The organism is Pseudomonas xanthosomatis, assembly GCF_019139835.1.
GTDB classification, from domain to species: Bacteria; Pseudomonadota; Gammaproteobacteria; order Pseudomonadales; family Pseudomonadaceae; genus Aquipseudomonas; species Aquipseudomonas fakonensis.
Window position 1 is genome coordinate 1,865,690 of sequence record NZ_CP077075.1, and the last position, 20,888, is coordinate 1,886,577.

Consider the following 20,888-nt stretch of genomic DNA (forward strand, 5'->3'; position numbering starts at 1 on the left):
GTTCAAAGCGCTTGGCGCAGTTGTTCGAGGAACGCCTGGATAGTGGCTTCGTCACGTTTGAAAAAGTGCCATTGGCCGATCTTCTGGCTGCTGATCAGCCCGGCGCGCTGCAAGGTGGCCAGGTGGGCAGAGACGGTCGACTGCGAAAGCCCGCAGCGTTGGTCGATCTGCCCGGCACACACGCCGTTTTCGGTGCTGTGGTACTGGTCGGGGAATTGCGCTGCCGGGTCTTTCAGCCAGCTGAGGATTTCTCGCCTGACCGGGTGGGCCAGCGCTTTTATGATTTCGTCGAGATCGAGTGGCATGGGTGAGGCTCGTTGTGTATCGCGATAGGTCGAAATTTAAATCGGTATTTCGCGATATACAAATATGAAGAGGTTCTGAGCTGAGGTCGAATCGTTATATCGCGTTATAACGATATAGGCGCTGGCGGTGCTAGACTGCGCCCATGAACTACCTCGCACACCTGCACCTGGGCGGCCCGGCGCCGCAGCAACTGCTCGGCAGCCTGTATGGCGATTTCGTCAAAGGCTCGCTGGAGGGGCGCTTTGCGCCTGAGCTGGAGGCCGCCATTCGCCTGCACCGGCATATCGACAGCTACACCGACAGCCACCCGCTGGTGCTGGCGGCGCTGGCGCGTTTCCCCAGGGAGCGCCGGCGTTTTGCCGGGATTGTGCTGGATGTGTTTTTCGACCATTGCCTGGCGCGGCACTGGACCGACTACGCCGACCAGCCGCTGGCGCAGTTCACCGGGGCCTTTTACCGGGTGCTGCTGGCCGAACCCGAGTTGCCCGGGCGGCTGGCGCGGATTGCGCCCTACATGGCGGCGGATGACTGGCTGGGGGCCTATGGCGATTTCGCCACATTGGAGCAGGTGTTCAACGGCATCGCCCGGCGCCTGTCGCGGCCCAAAGGCATGGCCGGGGTGATGGGCGAGCTTGAGCGCCTGTATGAACCGCTGCTGGCGGACTTTCGCGAGTTCTACCCGCAGTTGCAGGGGTTTGCCGCGGCGCAGCGTTGAGCTGCGATCGGCTTGGGTTTTTCGGGGCCGCTGTGCGGCCCATCGCGACACAAGGCCGCTCCTACAGGAATTGCGTAGCCTTGTAGGAGCGGCCTTGTGTCGCGATAGGGGCGCAAAGCGCCCCCGGCAATCACCGCGCAATCGAGCTCAATCCTTCAACCCGAACCACTGCCACCCGCTACGCGCAAACCTCACGCTCACCGGCAACGAATCCACCCGCCAGGTATCGGCCAACGGCTGATCGAAGCGCGCCGGCACCATCAGCCCGCGGGTCGGGCTGCTGAACGGCTTGCGCAGGTCGCTGGGCAGCGGGTTGGCGCTCTCGGCCGGGTTGATCACCGTGGCGCCGGTGGCGCTGCCGTCGGGCAGGCGTACTTCCAGGCGCGAGCCGGGGGTGGCGTGCTCGACATCCTTGGGGTCCAGGTACACCCACAACTGTGCCGGCCCGCTGCGCTCCAGGCGCATCAGCAAGGTGCCGGGGCCGACGTTCTCGCCGGGGGCGGCGATCACCTCGGCCACGCGCCCGCTTTCGCTGGCGTCGATGCGCATCTGCTGCAAACGCTTGGTCAGCCAGCGCGCTTCCCGTTGCTGCTGGTGCTGGTAGCGCTCGGCCTCGTTGCCGCCGGCCAGGCTGCGCTCCCAGGCCAGGCGCTCGGCTTCGCGGCTGTCCAAGGCGTTCTGCGCCTCCAGCAGCTCACCGCGGGTAGCGGCCTGGCGCGCTACCAGCGAACGCACATCGCGCACCCGCGCGGCAGCCCGGTCCACCAGCGCCTGCAGCACCTGGCGGTTGTGCGCGGTGAGCCCGTCAGCCGCGGCCGGTACTGCGCTGCCTTGCAACAGGTTCAGGCGCAGCCGCCATTCGGGGTTATCCATTTGCACCAGCGGGCTGCCGGGTTGCACATGGTCGCCCGGCTGCACGTTCACCGCCTCCACCTGGCCAGGTTGCATGGCGCGCACCTCAAGGGTGGGCAGGCGCACCAGTGCCGGCGCCTCGACACGCAGCATGGCAAGGCCATAGCGCCCGGCAAGCCAGGCCGGCGGCAGCAGAATCAGCAGCAGGATCAGGTACCAGCGCAGGCGGAAGGCCAGGCGTTTGCCCGGCGCGTAGAGCACCTGCATGCCGTTGTCCTGGGTCGGGTGTTGTTCCTTGGCACTGCGAAAATTGATCTTCATCGGTTTCTCGGGTAGTCGGTCCAGGATTGCCAGTCGATGCCCGCCAGGCCGGCAGGCTGCAGGCTGCGCTGCCAGCCGGCGGCCAGCTGTTGCAGTTGCGCGGGGCTGCTGCCGGCCCAGCTCAGGGTGGCGGGCTGGTCGGCCTCGATGCTTTGCGCCAGGCGCAGGTGTAGCGCCGGCCAGCGGCGGGCGATCTCCAGCGCGCGGCGGGTGCTTTTGTCGGCCTGGCGCTGGTAGATCATCAGGCTGACGTTGGTCACGCCCAGGCGTTGCAGCTCGCAGGGCACGCAGGGGTTGGCGTCGGCCGCTACCTCGAACCAGCGCGGGTGGCTCGACAGCGCCAGTGGCCAGGGGCTGTGCGCCTTGGCTTCGCGCAGGGTCTGCAGCCAGTCCTGCACGCGCTGGTCGGGCACCGGCCAGCCTAGTTGCTCGACTTCAAGGTCCAGGTGCAGGCCATCGAACGGCAGCCCGGCAAAGCGCTGGATCAAACCGAGCAGTTGCCCGCGCCCGGCCGGCTCGATCCAGTGCGGGTCGCCCAGCAGCAGGTTGACCCGCAGCCCCTGGGCATGGGCGGCCTGCAACAGGGTCTGAAGCTGGGCGCGGGTGGCCTGGCCGGCATTCACCTGCGCTGCATCCAGCCCCAGGTGCAGTTCGTCGATGCCGGCGCGGCGCAGCTCGGCCAGCTCGTCGCTGCGCCGGGCGGGGTCGAGCAGGGCCTGGCTGTGCCAGATGTACACGCCCTGGCGCCAGCCGCGGGCCAGGGGCGCGCTGGCGATCTGGCCGGGGGCGTCCCAGCGCAGGTAGCGGCTACCTAACAGTTGTTCGAAGCGCGGGCTGTCGTCGCCGAACACCCGCAGTGCGGCATCCTGCAGCCACACCCGGTGCCAGGCGGCAATCTGCGCAAAGCCTGCGTTGTAGTCGTCGATGCGTGCCTGCTGCAGGCGCAGGCTGGCTTCACCGGCGTCCAGTTCGCCGCGCTGGCGGCGCTCGTCGAGCACCTGGCGCAGCCCGGTGCGCCGTTCGCGCAGGCGCTGGTATTCGTTGACGCTGCGCCGCTGCTGGGCGATGACCTTGCCCAGCTCGCGCAGCAGTTCGCCCTGTTCCTGCTCGCGGGCCTGTACCGCGGCCTGGTAGCGCGCCTCGCCTTCGCGGCTGCGGGCGGTGCCGTAGTCGAGCAGGTCGACCGGCGCCGACAGGGTCAGCCCGGCGGCCAGGCCGCTGCCACGGTCGGCGGCGCCGCTGCGCTCCTCGACCGTTTGCGCCACGCTGAAGTAGGCGTCGATGGCGGTGTACCAGGGTTTTTTACGCTGGCGCTCGGCGTTGGCCAGCTCGGCGTCACGCCCGGCCAGGCGCGGGTTGTCTTGCAAAAGCGGGCGCCAGGCGTCGAGCGCCTGCGGGTGGCGGGCCAGTTGGCTGGGCACTGGCGTGTCGCCGGGGCGCAGGCTGACGCCGAGGCTTTCAAGGCTTGCGCGAATATCCCCCAGCAGGTCGTCCTGCAGGGCGCAGCGGTCGCTCAGCGCCTGCCACTCGCCGCGCATCAGCTGGGCATCGGAGGGCAGGATCCAGCGTTCGTCCAGGCGCTGGCGCAATTGCGCCTCGGCAGCCTCGCTGGCTTGCTTCAGGCCGCGGCACAGGCGTTGCTCTTCGCTGGCGCGCCACCAGTCGGCATAGGCGCTGCGCACTGCCAGGCGCTGGCGGGCACGCTGGTAGCCCTGCTCGATTTCGGCCAGGTGAATGTCGCGGCGGCTGTCGTCCACCGCATCCAGGCGCCGGCGCAGGCTGCCCAGCAACGGGTAGCGCACGCCCACGGCGAACGAGCGCCCGTAGTAGTCGTTGCGCAGGTCTTCGGTGACCAGCTCGCGGTAGCGGCCCACGTCGGCGTTGCCGAACATCTGCCAGCCAGCCTCCGATTCACGTTGCTCACTGGCGGCATAACGGGCCTGCAGGCGGGCGTTGGCCGCTTCGCTGGCGGGGTTGCTGGTGGCGCGCTGAAGCACGCTGTCCAGCGGCAATGGCGTGGCCCAGGCAAGCGCCGGCAGCCAGCACAACACCGGCAGCAGCCGGGTGCTTTGTTTGAAGTTCATGGCAGGGGCCCTAGAAGCGGTTGGCGCGTTTGAGCACCCACCAGGGTGCCATGCTCGATTCTTCATGCCCGCGGCGCAGCAGCTCGTTGAGCAGGGCGAATACGCTCCAGCAGCGCAGGGCGTACATCGCCAGCGGGTACAGCGGCAGAATCCAGACAAGGCGCAGGTCCTGGCGCGGCCGTTCGCTGACCATCAGCAGCATGCCCAGGTACAAAAGTGCACTCATGCCCAGATACAGGCCGTAGATCAGCAGCGAGAAGAACACGAACGCGGTGAACGGCAGCACCGCCAGGCCCACCAGGCTGTAGCCGAGGATGATCAGCGGCAGCACCAGCTGGAAGAACAGCCCGCTGACCAGCAGCATGAGAAAGTTCGGCCAGCCCACCAGCGCCGGGTTGAAGGCATGCCGGTGCTTGCGCGCATAGACGAAAAACAGGTCGCCGTCCCAGCGCAGGCGCTGCTGCAGGAAGCCGCGCCAGGTGGCCGGGGCGTCGGTATGGCCGATGGCCCGCGGCTCGAAGGGGATGCGCAGGCGGTAGCGGCGAAAGTAGCTTTTGATGCGCAGGGTCAGGTCGAGGTCTTCTGCGGTGTGGGTGTCCCAGCCGCCGATCTGCACCAGGAAGCTGCGACGGAATGCACCAAAGGCCCCGGAGACGTTGTTGACCAGGTTCCATTCGGCCAGGCCGATCTTGCTCATGTGGATCGACAGCAGGTACTCCAGCGCCTGGATGCGCGCCACCAGCGACTGACCGGCATTGCGCACCCGCAGGCTGCCGGCCACCGCCGGCACCTTGGGGTCGGCGAAGTGGCGCACCAGGTGGCCGACCATGTCGTTGTCGAACGAGGTGTCGCCGTCGACGTTGATCAGGATTTCGCCACTGCTGTAGGCAAGCCCCGCGTTCAGCGACGACACCCGGCCACCGCGTTGCCACTTGGCCAGCGGGCGGATCACCCGGTTGGCCGGCAACTTGTGGCTTGCACGAAACGCACGCACGGCGGCGGTGGTGCGCGGGTTGCCGCTGGCGCCGTCGATGATCGGGATGATCTCCAGCATGCCGGGGTAGGTTTGCTCCACCAGGCTGCGCAGGGTCAGTTCGACGTCGCGGCCTTCGCTGTAGCAGGTGATGATGCACGACACCCGCGGGTACCAGGGCGTGCGCTGCTCCACGGCGCTGCGTTCGCGGGCGAACCAGCGCAAGGTGCCGAGCAGCACCAGCAGGTTCAGCGGCACCTCCAGCAGCAAGAAATACGGGAACACCATCAAGAACAGCCGCCAGTGGCCGTTGGGGCCCTGGATTTCGCCCAGCCAGGCCTGCCAGTGGTCGATCAGCGCGTTCATTGCAGCTCCCCTGCCAGGCGCGCCATCAAAAGCTCGGCGCTGTCTTTTTCCAGCAGGCCTTCGGGGGCCACGCAGCCGACGGTGGCCAGGCGAATGTCTTGCAGGTCCTGGCCGACGAACAGTTCGCCGATGCGGTTAAGGCGCTCGACTACACGCTGCAGGCCGGCGCCGTCGGTGTACATCAGCAGCAGCCACAGCTGTTCTTCGCTGGTGCGGGTGCAGCGGTCGGTGTCGCGGATGGCCACCTGGATGCGTTCTATCAGCGCATCGAGCAGCGCATGGCCGCGCTGCGGGCCAAGGCGTTCGAGCACCGTGGCCAGGTTGTGAAAGCGCAGGCCCAGCAGGGCGAAGCGTGGCGCCTGGTGGCGGTCGATCAGTTCCAGCTGCCAGTCCAGCAGGGTGCGGAAGGTGTTGGCCGCGACCATCGCCAGGCCGCCGAACAGCGGTTCGCTGTCGCGTTCCAGGCCCTGACGTGCGGCCAGCATGCCGGCTTCGGACAGCTGGTAATGGCGCACCTCGCGCACCTGCAACTGGTCCGGGGTGTGCTGCTCACCGCAGTCCAGGCAGCGCGCCTGGATGTCGGCGTCGACGAAGAACGCCTGGCACTGGTTGCAGGCGTAGTTTTCCAGCGGCCGGTCGTAGTCGCTGCCGATGTGCCGCAGGCGGGTCAGGCAGTTGGGGCAGACCAGCGCGCCATCTTTGAGAAACTGCGCCTGGCGGCCGATATGCCCGCATGTGAAACAGTGCAGCGAGGCCTGGCGGCGGATGTCCAGGCTGTGGCATTCGGTGCAGGTGTCGACGTAGTTCAGCTGGCCGCTGCCACAGCGCCGGCACAGGCGGATGCGGTCCACCAGGGCGGTGCTCTCGAGCAGGCCGCGTTGTGCCAGGTCACGCACCAGCGCCTGGCTGTTGATGGCCTCGCCACCCAGGCAGCGGGCCAGCGGGTAGTCGTAGTGCTGCGGGTTGCCCGGTTCGCGCAGCGCTTGCAGGCGGCCCGGGGCACGCAGCCACAGCCAGGCCAGCAGGCGTGCTTGCGGGGTTTGTGGGGGGCGGCCGTTGTTGAACACCGCCAGGCGTTCGCGGTGTTGCAGGCAGGCGCTTTGCAGGGCCGGCCAGCTGGCGGCGGGGGCGCCGTCGGCCAGCGCCAGCACCTGCGCATCGTGCTGCTCGTGGCAGTAGATCAGGCCCAGGCCGTACTGCGGGTGCGCGCGCAGGCTGTGCAGCATCTGGCGGTTTTCTTCGAGGGAGGCGCCAAGGATGACGGCGTCGAAGGCGGGTTCCAGCAACAGGGCGGTCAGGTCGGTGAAGCGCGTCGCAAGCGGGTGCTGCGATTCGCGGCCAAAGCCTACTTCAGCGACGCGTACGGCTGCGTCGTTCATGGCTGCTCCAGTTCAGAGGTCTGGCTTTCCGACTGGAGGCAGCGCTTTAAAGTTCTACAAGGCGACCACTTTGTACAAGTTTGAGCGATTGCTCTAACCTCAGGCTGCGCGGGCGTGGCGGCGTACCGGCAGTTCGCTTTCAACCACGCCGAACAACGCCAGGTGAACCGCCTGTTGCGCCTGCAAGGCAAGCACGGCGCGTTCTTTGCCTGCGCTGGTGATGGCCGGCAGCAGCTCGATATGCACCTGGCCACGGTCTTGGCCGAACAGGCGCAGCAGGTGCGAGACCAGGTCATCGTTGCCGACGAACGGTGCAATTGGGTCGGTCTCGCCGTTGCGAAGGTATCGGATGGCAACCGGCTGTACAGGTATGCCCTGGTCGATGGCCCCGGCCAGCAGGCGGCCGTGGAAGGTGCGCAGGGTGCGCCCGTCGGTGGTGGTGCCTTCGGGGAAGATCAACAGCGGGCGCTGCTGGCCGAGCTGGGTGCTGATCTGTTCACGCAGGCGCTGGGCGTCACCGCCGCCGCGGCGGATGAACAGCGTGCCGGCCTTTTCTGCCAGCCAGCCGGCTAGCGGCCAGTGGCGTACCTCGGCCTTGGACAAAAACGACAGCGGGGTGAGCATGCCCAGCAGCGGGATGTCGGTCCACGACACGTGGTTGCACACCCACAGCATCGGCTGTTGCGGCAGCTCGCCCTGCACTTTCACCTCGAAGGGCAGGGCGGCGACCAAGCGCTGCATGAACAGGCGCGTCCAGCGTTGCCGGCGCTCCAGCGGGGTATTCAGGCCCAGGCGCTCGGCCAGGGCGATGCAGGCGGCCATCAGCAGGCCCAGGCCCAGCACCAGAAACAGCCGCAGCAGGCGGGCGCTGGCCCGCAGCCCCGGCATCAGACCGCCGCCTTGAAGTGGCGGGCGTAGCGCGGGCAGAGGTCGTCGCGCTTGAGCAGGATGAACACGTCGGCCACCTGGAAGTCTTCGTCCCAGCACGGCTCGCCGCAGATCTTCGCGCCCAGGCGCATGTAGGCCTTGAGCAGTGGCGGCATCTCGGCGATGACATTGCCTGGCAGGGCCAGGGTCGGCAGCGGGTTCTTCGGTTCGGCGCGCAGGTGCTCGGTGCACAGGTAGCGTTCGCGCAGGCGCTGCATGACCGCATGGGCCTGCACGCCGCCGTCCTGCATGGGGATGCTGGCGCAGCCCATCAGGTAGCTGTAGCGGCCCTCGTTGAGCACTTCGGCCAGCTCGCTCCAGAGCACCGCGATGGTGCCGCCGTTGCGGTAGTCGGGGGCCACGCAGGTGCGGCCCAGCTCGAGTATCGGGCCCTGCAACTGCAGCAGGCCGTGCAGGCTGAATTCTTCTTCGCTGTAGAAGCGCCCCAGGCTGCTGGCGGCCTGGTGGTCGAGCAGGCGGGTGGTGGCTACCAGCTCGCCGGTGGCCAGGTCGCGCACGCCGATGTGGCGGCAGTGGCTGTCGTAGTCGTCCATGTCCAGGCCGTGTTCTGCGCCCTTGAGCTTGGCCTTGAATTCACCACTGAACACCTTGAAACGCAGCGCCTGTGCTTCCTGCAGGGCGGCAGCGCCGACCAGGCGTTCGGCTTGCAGACGGCGTTCAGGGCTGTTGTCGCCAGAGCGAGCGATCCGAGTCATTGCGAGTCTCCATAAGCCAGCCAAAGGGTTGCGGCCGGTCGGCTTTGTTGTGCAAAGTCAGCCTAGGTATGGCCGGTGTCACCCCCATGAATCTTTGGTGATGCTTGCGTGACAGCCCCACGGGAGAACCTCGATGGCCTGGTTGCAACAACTCAACGACCCTTTGCGCCACCCCTTGCAAGCGACCCTTGGCGAAACCTGCGCCACGGTGCTGGAGCGTTTTGCCAGTGCTGCGCCGTTCGAACTGGCGGTGCTCGGCGGGCGCGCCATGGCCACCCCTGGGCTGGCCTTTTTGCTGGGCTACCAGGCGGCGTTGCGCGTGCTGTGGCCCAGCGCCCCGGCCGGCCTCGGTGCGCTGTGCGCGACCGAGCGGCGCAGCGTGCGCCCGGCCGACATGCACACCCGCATCGACGGGCTGCGCCTGACCGGCGAGAAGGATTTCGTCACGGCAGGGCTTGAGGCCGAGTGGTTGCTGGTGGCCGCGCGCTGCGAAGGGCAGGGCGAAAGCCCGCGCTTGCAGTTGGCGGTGGTTTACCCGGGCGAGCCGGGGGTGACGCTGCAAGCGTTGCCAACCCTGCCGTTGATGCCCGAAGTCGGCCATGGCCGCCTGCAACTGCAAGGCGCAGCCTGCGAACTGCTGGCCGGGGATGGCTGGGATGCCTACGTCAAACCCTTTCGCTCCCTTGAAGACCTTTATGTACTGGCCGCGCTGGTGGCCTGGCTGTATGGCGTGGGGCAGGAGTGCGCCTGGCCGCAGGCCTTGCGCCTGCGCTTGCTGAGCCTGCTGGCCGGTTGCGCCGAGGGCAGCCGGCAGTGCGCCGACAGTGTGGGTTGCCACTTGCTGCTGGGCGGCTTGTTCGCCCAGTTCGAAGGGCTGCGCGGCGAGCTCGACAAGGCCCTGGCTGCCGGGCCCGAACAGTGGGCGCAGCTTTGGCAGCGTGACCAGGGTGTGCTGGTGCTGGCACAGGCTGCGCGCGACAAGCGCCTGGCCAAGGCCTGGGGGGCTGCAGGATTGTCATGAAAGCCTGAGAGGCTGAGCGATCTTCAATGCCAGCGCGATCCCTGTGGGAGCGGGCTTGCCCGCGAAGGGCCGCAAGGCGGCCCAATGGAAAGCGACTTCGATGAAGGCACTCTGGTTGTTCCTTGTATTGGCTACCAGCCCCACCTGGGCCGAAGACTGGCCCACCCCTGACTGGTCAACCGACGACAGCCCCCTCGACTGGCAAAGCGTCGACCGCTATGCCTTCCCCGAGCGCACCGCCGAACGCACAGGTGTGCGCAGCGACGCCCTGCTGATCATCCGCGACGGCCGCATCCTCCACGAGCGCTACGCCGCCCCCACCCGCGCCGACACCCCGCACCTGAGCTGGTCGGTGAGCAAGAGCGTGCTGGCCACCGTGCTGGGTGTGGCCCAGGCCGAGCAGCGCTTCAACCTGGACGACCCCGCTGCGCGCTACTACCCGGCGCTGAGCCAGCACCCGAACCTGCGCCTGCGCGACCTGCTGCACTGGGCCAGCGGCTTGGCCTGGCAAGAGGATTACGAATACGCGCCGCTCAAATCTTCGGTGGTGGCCATGCTCTACACCCGTGGCCGCACCGACATGGCCGCCTATACCGCCGGCATGCCTGCCACCAGCGCGCCGGGCGAGCGTTTCGCCTATTCCAGCGGCGACAGCAACCTTTTGGCGGCAGCCTTACGCGGCATGCTCGAGCCCGGGCAATACGCCGACTACCCCTGGCAGGCGTTGTTCACCCCGCTGGGCATCCACAGCGCGGTGTGGGAGCGCGACGGCGCCGGTACCTTTGTGGGTTCGTCGTACCTTTACCTCAACGCCCGCGACCTGGCGCGCATCGGCCTGCTGATGCAACGCGGCGGGCGCTGGCAGGGCCGGCAGTTGCTGCCAGCCGACTGGGTGGCGTTCAACCGCACCCTGTTCGAGCGCGCCCAGGCCATCCCCGGCGAGGCCAACCCAGGCGGGCACTGGTGGCTCAACCAGCCGTTGCCCGGCCAGGCGCGGCCCTGGCCCGCAGCGCCAGCTGACACCTTCGCCGCCCTGGGGCACTGGGGCCAGGCGCTGTACGTGCTGCCGGCGCAAAAGCTGGTGATCGTGCGCTATGCCGATGACCGCGATGGCAGCTTCAGCCACGACGAACTGCTCAAGCGGGTACTGGCGGTGCTGGCCGGGGAGGGCGGCGCATGAAGCGGGTACTGTTGGTGCTGGTAGTGGCGCTGCTGGCCTGGGCCTGGCACGAGCGCCAGGCGCTGGGCGATTTCCCCGGCATCCTGTCGGCTTATTCTGCCAAGGAGTATTGCTCGTGCCGCTTCGTCATGGGCCTGGATGAGGCTTATTGCCGTGGCTATGTGAAGCAGTATCTGCCGCTGGGGCTGCTTGCAGAAGACGCCGTGCAGCGGCGGGTGAGCGCAGAAGGCCTGGGGGTGCGCAGCCAGGCCGCCTGGCAGGGCGCGCGGGAGGGCTGCCGCTTGCTGCCATGAAACCGGGCGGGTAATGTTGGCGGCCTTGATTGACAGGAATTCCCATGTTCAAACCGTCCCGCCTGCTGCCCGCATTGCTGCTCCCCCTGTTCATCGGCGCAGGTTCGCCTGCCTTGGCCAACTGGCACCTGGACGGCGAGTCGTCGCGGTTGTCCTTCGTCACCGGCAAGAACGGCAACATCGCCGAGGTCAGCCGCTTCTTGGTGCTGCATGGCACGGTCGACCGCAAGGGTGCGGCCGAGGTCAGCATCGAGATGGACTCGGTCAGCAGCGGCATCCCGCTGCGCGACGAGCGCATGCGCGAGAGCCTGTTCGAGGTGGAGCGCTTTGCCGAGGGCAAGGTGCGGGCGCAGATCGACCTGCGCCCGATCAACGACTTGGCCGACGGCGCCCAGCTTGAGCTGCGCCTGCCGGTGAGCGTTACCGTGCATGGGCAAACCCACAACTACAACACCCTGCTGCTGGCCACCCGGCTGGACGAGCGGCGCTTTCAGGTGGTGACGCTGGAGCCACTGGTGCTGCGCGCCGAGGACTTCGGCCTGCTGCCGGGCCTGGAAACCCTGCGCAAGGCTGCCGGGCTCAAGTCGATCAACCCGTCGGTGCCGGTGAGTGCGGTGCTGATCTTCAACGCCCGCTGAAATGCCGGGGCCGGTCTTCCCCTGGCGGGATGGCAACCAGTTCGAACTGCTGATCGACGGCCCTGAATTCTTTCCGCGCATGCTCCTGGCGATCGTGCGTGCCGAGTTTCAGGTGGACCTGGAGCTGTACCTGGTCGAAGGCGGCGCCTGCGCCGAAGCCGTGGTCGAGGCCCTGGAGCAGGCCGCGCGACGCGGCGTGCGGGTGCGCTGCCTGTTCGACGACTACGGCTCGCTGGCCTTCCCCAACGTATTGCGTGAGCGCCTGCTGGCGGCCGGCGTGTACCTGCGCTGGTACAACCGCCTGCGCTGGCGCCGGGGCTTGCGCAACCTGTACCGCGACCACCGCAAGCTGCTGCTGGTGGACGAGCGCTGGGCGGTTGTTGGGGGGACCGGGGTAACCGACGAGTTCTGGCAGCCTGACCAGCCGCTGAGCGAATGGCACGAGGTGATGGTGCAGATGCACGGGCCGATCGTCAGCGACTGGCAGTTGCTGTTCGACCGCCAGTGGCACGCCAACCAGCGCCGTACCGCCTGGCGCCCGCCAGAAAACTTCGGCCTGCCGCGTCTGCCCAAGGTGCCGGCTCAGGGCGAGGGCATGGGCCGGGTGGCCTATGCCGACGCCCGCCAGCACAAGGACATACTGCATGCCCTGGTGCGCGCGCTGAACAGCGGCCAGCAGCGCATCTGGCTGGCCACGCCGTATTTTTTGCCCACCTTCAGCGTGCGCCGCTCGCTGCGCCGCGCCGCGCAAAAAGGCCTGGACGTGCGCCTGCTGCTCACCGGCCCGCGCACCGACCACCCGGCGGTGCGCTATGCCGGCCACCGCTACTACCCGCGCCTTTTGCGCGCCGGGGTGCGGATTTTCGAATACCAGCCGTGCTTCTTGCACCTGAAGATGGTGCTGGTGGACGACTGGGTGAGCGTGGGCTCGTGCAACTTCGACCACTGGAACCTGCGCTTCAACCTCGAGGCCAACGTCGAAGCGCTGGACCCGCCGCTGACGGCGGCGGTGGCGGCCAGCTTCGAGCGGGATTTTGCCTTGAGCGAAGAAGTCGACCTGGCCCACTGGCATGCGCGGCCCTTGTGGCGGCGGGTGAAGCAGCGGGTGTGGGGCTGGCTGGACCGGTTGGTGGCCAACCTGCTGGACCGGCGCGACTAGAGCATGTCGCGGGCGGTAAAAGCGAACTATGGTGAATGTCCCTGCAATGGAAGGAGTGGATGCGATGACGGCGAAGAAGATTCTCATGCTGGTGGGCGACTACGTCGAGGACTACGAGGCGATGGTGCCGTTCCAGGCCCTGAGCATGGTCGGCCACACGGTGCACTCGGTGTGCCCGGAGAAAGTCGCGGGGCAGACGGTGCGCACGGCGATCCACGACTTTGAGGGCGAGCAGACCTACAGCGAAAAGCCCGGGCACAACTTTGCCCTGAACTACGACTTCGTCCGGGTGCGTGCCGAGAGTTATGACGCGCTGCTGATTCCGGGTGGGCGGGCACCGGAGTACCTGCGCCTGAACGAAAAGGTGCTGGAGCTGGTGCGTGATTTCGACCAGGCCGGCAAGCCGATTGCGGCGGTGTGCCACGGCGCGCAACTGCTGGCGGCGGCGGGGGTATTGGAGGGGCGTGAATGCAGCGCCTACCCGGCTTGTGCGCCGGAGGTGCGCCTGGCCGGGGGCACGTTCATCGACATTGCAGTGGACCAGGCCCATGTCGATGGCAACCTGGTGACGGCGCCGGCCTGGCCTGCGCACCCGGCGTGGCTGGCGGCGTTCTTGAAGGTGCTGGGGACGCGAATTTCCTGAGCTGGCCGCAAAAGAACACGAACCGTTGATTCAACATGGCCCTCTGTGAGGTGGGGGCCTTGCCGGGGCGCCGTCCGGCCGAGATGGGGCGCGTAGCGGCCCCAGTATCTTGGCATCATGCAGAATCGCCGGGGCTGCTGCGCAGCCCATCGCGACACAAGGCCGCTTCCCACAGGGATCGCATAACCTTCAAATTTGCGCCAATACTGCAGGAGCCGGCTTGCCGGCGATGAGGGGCTGAAGGTCAGCCCACCTGCTCGACCCAGTCATTGAGGTTGTAGTAGTTGCTCACCCGGGCGATCTTGCCGCAATGAATGTAGAAAAACGCCCCGGCCGCCAGCACGTACTTCTGCCCATTTGCAGGCGGCAAGCCTTCGTCGTCAGCCAGGTATTCGCCGTGCACGGTGAATTCGGCGGCGGCGCGGTTGCCCTCGGCGTTCTGCATCACCACGATGTCGGCCAGGCGTTCGCGGTAGCAGCGGTTCATCTTGTCCATGAACGCGGCGAAGCGGGCCTTGCCCATCTGCCGTTCGCCCTGGTTGATGTCGTGAATCACGTCTTCGCTGAGCAGCGCGAGGAAGGCGGGCATGTCGCCGGCATTGAAGGCGTTGTAGTAGGCGGTGACGAGTTCGGTAGCGGTCATGGAGAAATACCTGTCGCGCAGGGGAAAGGGAAGGGTAGCGGGCCGATGATAGGGTTTGTGCTCAGGCCCGGCTTAGCCGAGCGCGTCATCCACATCGACAAAACGACCGCCCCGCATGGAAATACGCCTGCTGCATGGCGCTGCCATCGCGCCTTACATCGATGACCTTGCTCGTTTGCGCCTGACGGTGTTCCGCGAGTTTCCGTACCTCTACGACGGCAACCTGGACTACGAAGCCGAATACCTCGCCACCTACGCCCGCTCCGGGCGCAGCCTGGTGGTGCTGGCGCTGGATGGCGGCCAGGTGGTGGGTGCCTCCACCGGCCTGCCGCTGGTGGACGAGACCCCCGAGTTTCAGCAGCCCTTCCTGGCCCAGGGCCGCGACCCGGCCTCGGTCTATTACTTCGGCGAATCGGTGCTGCTGCCGGCCTACCGTGGCCAGGGCCTGGGGGTGCGCTTTTTCATCGAGCGCGAGTCTTACGCCCACAAGCTGGCCGAGTTCGACTACTGCGCTTTCTGCGCGGTGGAGCGCCCGGCCGGGCACCCGCGCCGGCCGGGCGACTACAAGCCGTTGCACGGTTTCTGGCGCAACCGCGGCTTTTTGCATGAGCCTTCACTGCGCACCAGCTACAGCTGGCGTGACCTCGACGAGCAGGAGCAGTCGGCCAAGATCATGTCGTTCTGGCTCAAGGCCCTGCCGGTATGATTCGCGTTGCCGCCTGCCAGTACGCCATCGAGTTGCATGAAAGCTGGGAGGCCTACGCCGAGCACCTGCAAGGCCTGTGTGCCGAAGCGGTGGCCGAAGGCGCACAGTTGCTGCTGTTGCCTGAATATGCCGGGCTTGTGCTCAGCGGCCAGTTGCCGCCAGCGCAGCGTTCGGACCTGCAGGGTTCGATCAGCGCCATCCAGCCGTTGCTCAAGCCATGGCTTGGGTTGTGCGAGCGCATGGCCCGGCGTTGGCGCATCCATTTGCAGCCGGGTAGCGCACCGGTACTGGACGCCGATGGGCAGTACCGTAACCGGGCCTGGCTGTTCGGCCCTGATGGCTGCCTGGGGTACCAGGACAAGCTGATGATGACCCGCTTCGAGCGTGAGCAGTGGGGGATTGTCGGTGGCCAGGGGCTCAAGGTGTTCGATACGCCCCTTGGGCAGTTGGGTATCCTGATTTGCTACGACAACGAGTTCCCCTTGCTGGCGCGCAGGTTGGCTGAAAACGGTGCCGACCTGATTCTGGCCCCCAGTTGCACCGACACCGTGGCGGGCTACCACCGGGTACGCATCGGCGCCCAGGCGCGCGCGCTGGAAAACCAGATTGCCGTGCTGCAGAGCCCGACCGTGGGGCTGGCGCCCTGGTCCCTGGCACTGGACGAGAACACGGGCCGGGCGGGGCTGTTCGTGCCGCCCGACCTTGGGCTGCCCGACGACGGTGTGCTGGCGTTGAGCGCGCAGGCCGCGCCGCTGACCAGCCAATGGCTGGTCTGCGACATCGACCTTGCGGCGGTGCGTGCGGTACGTCAGCGCGGGCAGGTGTTCACCCGCCGTGACTGGCCTGAGCAATTTGTGCGTATCGGCCAGCCAGGCGAGTGACCCGGCGCAGGGTTACATCGGGTAGTACATTCTGCCGCTTGCCAGCGTCTTGCCGGGCTCTGCGGTCAGGGCGCTTTGGGTGCCCATCAGCCTTTGCCAGCGCGAGAGGCTTTGGGTCGGGATGTTCACCAGATCATCGCTGACGCTCAATGACTGCATATATTTGGCGCGGTATACCCAGATGGTCTTGTCGTAGCCGTGCACAGGGCGTTGCAGGGCATTGGCGATACGTTGCGCGGCACCGCTGCGGCCTCCATAGCAGGCTAGCAGGACGATGGGCTGGTCCTTGGGTACCCCGGCCAGGCGAGGTGCGATCTCCTTGATGGCAACGCGCACGGCATCCTCGGACTTCCCGGCAGCGTTCATCAATTTTCCCGCCTTGCTGCCATGGGTCTCGAAGGCAACTATGCCTTTGCCCCACAGGTTGTAGTGCATGGCCACGTCATTGCTCGCCCCGTTGGTGGAGTGCAGTACTTCGGTTCGCCTGACCCAGTGATAGGGCGCCGTGGTGCGGCTTTGCGTGCCTCTGATCGCTGAGCGCCTGCCAAGTTTTCGCGCAGCGGTGGTGGCTTTTGCCAGTGACCCCGTCATGCCCACTAACGTGCTGGCGATGCCGGTGCCGAGGGAAACCCAGCCAAGCACACTGGCAGCCTGGTCGTCTTTTGCGCTGGCCTCCAAGGCCATGGCGGCAACGCCGGTGGTCAGTGAAACGACATTCAGGGCCGCCGTGCTCAAGGCAATCACGGCATTGGCCGACAGCGTGGCCATACCGCCTGCAAACAGCCCGGCAACCGCAGGCGCTGCGGTGCCCAGGCTGGCGATGGTGGCGATCAGGCCCAGGGCAATACCCCCGCCGGCCGCGGTCCAGGTGACCCAGCTGTGGCCGTCGGGGTCGATACGGTTGACCGGGTCGCCCGCACAATAACTGTAGGGATTGATACCGCCCCGGCCGAACGGGCTTTCGCTGTCAGGGGCGAGGAAGATCATCAGCAGTGGATCGTACGGGCGGTAGCCGGCCGGGATGTACCAGCCGGTCAGCGGTTCGCGGCGTTGCCCTGCGTAGCCGAACGGCACCTGTTCAGCCTCGGCGGGGGCTGCGCCGTGGGCGCTGTAGCGGTGCTGTCGGGTCTCGTCGGCCAACGCCAGGCGCACGCTGCCCTGGCCGTCGCAGCCGAGCAGGGTGGTTTGGCGGATACCGTCGGCCAGCCGGCTCAAGGCGAACAGGTGCTCGCCGTCACCGACCAGCCTCAGTTGCCGGTCGGCTTGCTGCTCGTGGGTGAGTTGGCCTGCGCTGAAGAAGCTGCGGGTGAGCTGGCCGTCGATTTCGCGCTCGCACAGGCGGCCGCTGGGGTCGTAACGGTAGTGGCAGGTCTGGCTGTTCAGCTCGACAGTGCTCAGGTGGTCGTGGGCGTCCCAGCGCATGCGCCGGCCCAGGCTGTCGGCGATGACCCGGCCGCAGGCGTCGTACTCCAGTTCGATGCGCGAAGGCCAGCTGGGGTGGCTGTGGTCGATGGCACTGACCTGGGTCGGGTCGTGCTCGGCATAGTGGTAGGTGGCCAGGTCCTGGCTGCCATCGGTGAAGTGGCTGGTGACGCTGGCCAGCCCGTCGAAGGCATTGAAGGTGAAGCGCTGCTCGACGATGGCGTTGCCGAAACTGTCTAGCGGTGCGGCGGCGGCATTGGCGGTGTAATGCACCAGGCGGCCGCGCAGGTCGTAGGCAAAGGTTTCTTCGGCGGTTGCCTGGGCCGCGCCGGCCCATTGGCGGCTGATGAGCTGGTCGAGGTCCGAGAAGGCGAGGGTCTGGGTGAACACCTGGGTCCGCCCGGCGCAGGTCAGGGTGTAGCTGCACTGCTGCTCGCGGCCCATGGCGTCGTAGGTGCAAGCCTTGACCAGGGTGCGCTCGCCCGCCGGGTCGTGGGTGGTGACGCTGACGGGGCGGGAAAAGGCGTCGTAGCTGAAGGTGGTGCGCACCTCACCGACCTGCAGGGTGGTGACCCGGCCGAAGGCATCGTACTGGCGGACATGCTCGGTGCCGGCGGCATCGGTAAAGCCCAGTGGCAGGCCGTTCAGCGAATGGCGCCAGCGGGTGCTGTGGGCCTGCTCGTCCGCCGTCCAGGTGTCTTCGCGGGGCTGGCCGCTGGGGCTGAACTGCCACTGCAGGCTGCCGGCCCCGCCGCTGGCCTGGGTGGGCACACCAAGGGTGGGGTGGTAGGTCAGTTGCTGCGCGGGGCTGCCTTCGGCCTGGGTGCCGCGCAAGGCGTTGCCCAGTTGCGGCTCGTAGGTAAAGGCCACGCGGCGGCCATCGGCGAGGGTGTTGGCGGTAGGGGGCAATTGGCCGGGCTGGTAGTGGTAGCGGGTGGTGCGCCCGGCCACCGTAACCGAGCGCTGGCGGCCCAGGCCGTCAACGGCCTGCATGCCCAGGGTAAAGGGTGCACTCATGGTGTGCCTGCCGTCACGGTGATCGCCACCGGGTGGTTGTCGTCGCTGTGGGCGGCGAAGGCCCAACCCAGGCAGGTACCGTCGACCAGGCGCTTTTCGATGACCCGCGAGTAGTGGTCGTAGGTGAAGGTGGTGACGATGTCGGGTTTGCCCTCGGTCCTGGTCCGCTGTTCGATCACCCGGTCCAGGCCGTCACGCAGCAGGGTGTGGGTGCGCACCAGGCGGCCTTGGTCGTCATGCTCCTGCTGCTCGATGGGGCTGCCGGCGGTGTTGCTGAGCGTGACCTGCTTTGGCCCTTGCAATTGACCGGCACATAGCCACTGCTCGCGGCGCTTGCCGACCGGGTCGTGGCGTACATGGCTCTGGATGCCCTCGGGGCTCTGGCTCAGCGACACACCACCCCAATCATCATAAGCGGTGGTGGTGGTCAGGCTCAGGGGCGCGGTGGCGTCATCGCCCAGCCAGTCCTGTACCGTCTCGCTGACCTTGCGGCCTTGGGCGTCGTAGGTCAGCAGTGCGATCGCACGGAACACCCCGGGCGCATGGTCCAGGTCTTCCAGCTCGGTACGCACCACGCGGCCCTCGCCATCCAGCCACTGGCGCTGACGGCGGCCGGTAGCCTGAACCTGTTCGATCATGACCGGGTTGAGCGATGCATCCTGGCGCGCCTTGCGTGCCAGGCTGTCGTCAAGGTGATAGCGGGCCAACTGTTCGGTCTGGAAGGGGCTGCCTGCGGCGTGCAGGGTGCGCACGATGCGCCCGATGCTGTCGTACTCGTAGCGGGTGCAGGCCCCGGAGTCCGAACGTTCCCAGGCCGTTTGACCGCTTAGCAGCGATTGCGCGCTGCAGGTGCTGGAGCGGTTTTCATCATCGTTCTCGAAACCGGCCACGGTGGTTTCGGTCACCAATGCGCCGTCCTCGACCTTGTAGGTGAACGTGGTGGTGGTCGGCTTGCCGTTGAGCGTGACGATGGTCTGCTGCTCACGGCCGTGGTGTATGCCGGCATCGCTGATGTAGGCCTGCTCGGTGGTTTCCAGCAGTGCGCCGCTGGCTTCGTCATGGCTTTGCTCGCAGGCCACCACGGTGTGCGCGGGGGCGCCCTCGATCAGCGATGGCAGCGTCTGGTAGGTGTAGCGGGTGCTCAAGGTCGGCGCTTGGCCGGGCCCCTGGGCGGGCATGACGGTTTTCTTTTTCAGGTGGCGCACCATGCCCAGGGTGTCGGCGTCACAGCCCGGTTCGCCGGCGGCAGCGTAGTATTCATAGCGCTCCTGCACCCCGCTGGGGTAGCTGGTGTGCAACAGGTTGCCGAAATCGTCGTAGCGGTAGATGGTGCGCTCGCTACGGCTGGCGCCCGGCTGGCTGTGATCGATGTAGGTGGTGGTGATTTCGTGTGGTAACTGGCAGGTGGCAGGCTGCTCTTCCCAGGCCAGGTCAGGGTCGTGGCCGTAGCGGGTCTGGCGGACGGTCTCGCATTGGCCCTGGCGGGTCGCTTCGCGTGTCAGCAGGTGGAAACGGTCCCAGTGGCGGGTGATGCTGCACAAGGTTTTGCCTGAGGCATCGCTTTGGGTTTCGACGGCCTGGTATTGGTAGCTGCCCTGCACCTGGTAGAGGTTGTCGCGCCCGCTGCGCCATTCAAAGGCATGGTCGCTGCCATAACCGAGGAAGTTGTAGTCACCGACCCAGGTATAGGTGTGGTTGATTTCACTGTGCCGGGCCCCGCAGCTGTGGGTCCAACTGCTGACCCGCGGCAGGAACGGGAACGGCGCACCGTCTGGCAGTTGATGCCCGTCGTTGTCGAGTGCCCAGTGCACGATGTCACGGCTGCCGAGCGGGCTGGCGCAGTTGACCGGTAGCAGCAACTGGCCGTTGCCGGGCAAGGCCATGGTGTCGTAACTGACTTCGAACGGCGTCTGGATACCTGGCAGCTGGATGCTGGTGAGCCGGTCATTGCTCAGCAGCAACGTCATTTCGGCGGCGCTGGGGGTCTCAGGGTTGAAGGTCAGGCGCACCTCTTCGTCGGCATGGTCAACCGCCAGCAGGGTGCGCTGTTCATCGCGGATCTTGTCGAGGATGAAATCGCCGTCGGCGAAGGGTTGCCAGTCGATGAACAGGCGGCGCCCTTCTGCTGATTGCACTTCGCTGAGCAGGTAACGGGCACCGTCTGCATCGGGCTGGCGCAGCAGTTCGCGTTCGCCCGATTTCTTGTCGATGCGGATGGCGCCATCGGCCTGTACGGTGGCGAGCAATGTTTTGAGTTTCTGGTCGAAGAAGGCCAGTTGGCCCCCGGCCTGCAGCGATGAGGCATTGAGGTCAATGGCGAAGCGCTCGCCTGAGGCCAGTTGCAATGACGGGTTGGCCTGATCCAGGTTGGCTTCGCTCAGGCTCAATGCCCAGCCCAGGCCGAACCCCCGGTTGCCGCTGGAGGCCAGGGTACTGAAGGCCAGGCTCGGGTTCAGGCTGGGCCCGCACAGGCCATTGGCCGGTGGCAGGGGCAGGCTCAGTGCCAGGGTGAACTGGCCGGTGCGGTCGTCCACGCCAGTCTTGATGAAGTCCAGGAAATTGCTGGCTTGGGTATGCAGTTCGCTCATGTCGTTGCGCTCGTTCCAGTGGCAGAAGGCAGCGCCAGGTGGAGCTGCCGGCAGGGGC

19 protein-coding genes are annotated in these 20,888 nt (G+C 66.9%); 9 read left to right on the forward strand and 10 right to left on the reverse strand.

Annotated features, from left to right (window positions below; genetic code table 11):
* Nucleotides 1-2: 2 nt before the first annotated feature.
* The gene (locus KSS93_RS08330) at nt 3-305 is read right to left on the reverse strand and encodes an ArsR/SmtB family transcription factor (protein ID WP_217841953.1); all 303 of its coding nucleotides are present in this window, start codon (nt 303-305) and stop codon (nt 3-5) included.
* Between the two features lie 143 nt (nt 306-448).
* Between KSS93_RS08330 and KSS93_RS08335 the strand changes: the two genes are divergently transcribed.
* Complete coding sequence (locus tag KSS93_RS08335; RefSeq protein ID WP_217887874.1) at nt 449-1,021, forward strand: acyl carrier protein phosphodiesterase; 573 nt, start codon at nt 449-451, stop codon at nt 1,019-1,021.
* A 147-nt stretch (nt 1,022-1,168) separates the two neighbouring features.
* On the opposite strand, the gene KSS93_RS08340 is transcribed toward KSS93_RS08335, so the two are convergent.
* The 6 genes from KSS93_RS08340 to olsB all read right to left on the reverse strand — a co-directional run bounded on the left by KSS93_RS08340 (nt 1,169) and on the right by olsB (nt 8,639).
* Nucleotides 1,169-2,194 carry an HlyD family secretion protein gene (locus KSS93_RS08340; protein WP_217887875.1) on the reverse strand — a complete coding sequence of 342 codons (1,026 nt, stop codon included), beginning with the start codon at nt 2,192-2,194 and terminating at the stop codon, nt 1,169-1,171.
* On the reverse strand, nt 2,191-4,278 hold the full coding sequence (locus KSS93_RS08345; protein ID WP_217887876.1) for a TolC family protein: 2,088 nt from the start codon (nt 4,276-4,278) through the stop codon (nt 2,191-2,193). Before KSS93_RS08345 ends, KSS93_RS08340 begins: the two co-directional genes overlap by 4 nt.
* A gap of 10 nt (nt 4,279-4,288) precedes the next feature.
* Nucleotides 4,289-5,617 carry a glycosyltransferase family 2 protein gene (locus KSS93_RS08350; protein WP_217887877.1) on the reverse strand — a complete coding sequence of 443 codons (1,329 nt, stop codon included), beginning with the start codon at nt 5,615-5,617 and terminating at the stop codon, nt 4,289-4,291.
* Nucleotides 5,614-6,996 carry a TackOD1 domain-containing metal-binding protein gene (locus tag KSS93_RS08355; RefSeq protein WP_217887878.1) on the reverse strand — a complete coding sequence of 461 codons (1,383 nt, stop codon included), beginning with the start codon at nt 6,994-6,996 and terminating at the stop codon, nt 5,614-5,616. The genes KSS93_RS08350 and KSS93_RS08355 overlap by 4 nt, the downstream gene beginning before the upstream one ends.
* A 99-nt stretch (nt 6,997-7,095) precedes the next feature.
* Nucleotides 7,096-7,884, reverse strand: coding sequence for a lysophospholipid acyltransferase family protein (locus tag KSS93_RS08360; RefSeq protein ID WP_217887879.1), 789 nt, complete (start codon nt 7,882-7,884; stop codon nt 7,096-7,098).
* Nucleotides 7,884-8,639: an L-ornithine N(alpha)-acyltransferase gene (olsB, locus tag KSS93_RS08365; RefSeq protein ID WP_217841957.1), complete on the reverse strand. Its 756-nt coding sequence runs from the start codon at nt 8,637-8,639 to the stop codon at nt 7,884-7,886. Before olsB ends, KSS93_RS08360 begins: the two co-directional genes overlap by 1 nt.
* Nucleotides 8,640-8,772: 133 nt before the next feature.
* Between olsB and KSS93_RS08370 the strand changes: the two genes are divergently transcribed.
* The 6 genes from KSS93_RS08370 to KSS93_RS08395 all read left to right on the forward strand — a co-directional run bounded on the left by KSS93_RS08370 (nt 8,773) and on the right by KSS93_RS08395 (nt 13,573).
* The gene (locus KSS93_RS08370; protein WP_217887880.1) at nt 8,773-9,660 is read left to right on the forward strand and encodes an acyl-CoA dehydrogenase middle domain-containing protein; all 888 of its coding nucleotides are present in this window, start codon (nt 8,773-8,775) and stop codon (nt 9,658-9,660) included.
* Nucleotides 9,661-9,760: 100 nt separating this feature from the next.
* On the forward strand, nt 9,761-10,840 hold the full coding sequence (locus tag KSS93_RS08375; RefSeq protein WP_217887881.1) for a serine hydrolase domain-containing protein: 1,080 nt from the start codon (nt 9,761-9,763) through the stop codon (nt 10,838-10,840).
* A complete protein-coding gene (locus KSS93_RS08380; protein WP_217887882.1) occupies nt 10,837-11,133 on the forward strand; it encodes an amidase in 297 nt (98 codons plus the stop codon). Before KSS93_RS08375 ends, KSS93_RS08380 begins: the two co-directional genes overlap by 4 nt.
* 44 nt (nt 11,134-11,177) lie before the next feature.
* On the forward strand, nt 11,178-11,771 hold the full coding sequence (locus KSS93_RS08385) for a YceI family protein (protein ID WP_217887883.1): 594 nt from the start codon (nt 11,178-11,180) through the stop codon (nt 11,769-11,771).
* Nucleotide 11,772: 1 nt separating this feature from the next.
* Complete coding sequence (locus tag KSS93_RS08390) at nt 11,773-12,930, forward strand: phospholipase D-like domain-containing protein (protein ID WP_217887884.1); 1,158 nt, start codon at nt 11,773-11,775, stop codon at nt 12,928-12,930.
* A 64-nt stretch (nt 12,931-12,994) separates the two neighbouring features.
* On the forward strand, nt 12,995-13,573 hold the full coding sequence (locus tag KSS93_RS08395; protein ID WP_217887885.1) for a DJ-1/PfpI family protein: 579 nt from the start codon (nt 12,995-12,997) through the stop codon (nt 13,571-13,573).
* Between the two features lie 244 nt (nt 13,574-13,817).
* Here KSS93_RS08395 and KSS93_RS08400 read toward each other — a convergent pair whose 3' ends face one another.
* The gene (locus tag KSS93_RS08400) at nt 13,818-14,216 is read right to left on the reverse strand and encodes a nuclear transport factor 2 family protein (protein ID WP_217887886.1); all 399 of its coding nucleotides are present in this window, start codon (nt 14,214-14,216) and stop codon (nt 13,818-13,820) included.
* Nucleotides 14,217-14,331: 115 nt separating this feature from the next.
* Between KSS93_RS08400 and KSS93_RS08405 the strand changes: the two genes are divergently transcribed.
* Both KSS93_RS08405 and KSS93_RS08410 read left to right on the forward strand, forming a co-directional pair.
* Nucleotides 14,332-14,922 carry a GNAT family N-acetyltransferase gene (locus KSS93_RS08405; protein WP_217887887.1) on the forward strand — a complete coding sequence of 197 codons (591 nt, stop codon included), beginning with the start codon at nt 14,332-14,334 and terminating at the stop codon, nt 14,920-14,922.
* The gene (locus KSS93_RS08410) at nt 14,919-15,803 is read left to right on the forward strand and encodes a carbon-nitrogen hydrolase family protein (protein WP_217887888.1); all 885 of its coding nucleotides are present in this window, start codon (nt 14,919-14,921) and stop codon (nt 15,801-15,803) included. The genes KSS93_RS08405 and KSS93_RS08410 overlap by 4 nt, the downstream gene beginning before the upstream one ends.
* Before the next feature lie 12 nt (nt 15,804-15,815).
* Here KSS93_RS08410 and KSS93_RS08415 read toward each other — a convergent pair whose 3' ends face one another.
* Together KSS93_RS08415 and KSS93_RS08420 are read right to left on the reverse strand one after the other, a co-directional pair.
* Nucleotides 15,816-18,242 carry an RHS repeat-associated core domain-containing protein gene (locus KSS93_RS08415; protein WP_217887889.1) on the reverse strand — a complete coding sequence of 809 codons (2,427 nt, stop codon included), beginning with the start codon at nt 18,240-18,242 and terminating at the stop codon, nt 15,816-15,818.
* On the reverse strand, nt 18,239-20,830 hold the full coding sequence (locus KSS93_RS08420) for a hypothetical protein (RefSeq protein ID WP_217887890.1): 2,592 nt from the start codon (nt 20,828-20,830) through the stop codon (nt 18,239-18,241). The genes KSS93_RS08415 and KSS93_RS08420 overlap by 4 nt, the downstream gene beginning before the upstream one ends.
* Nucleotides 20,831-20,888: the final 58 nt, after the last annotated feature.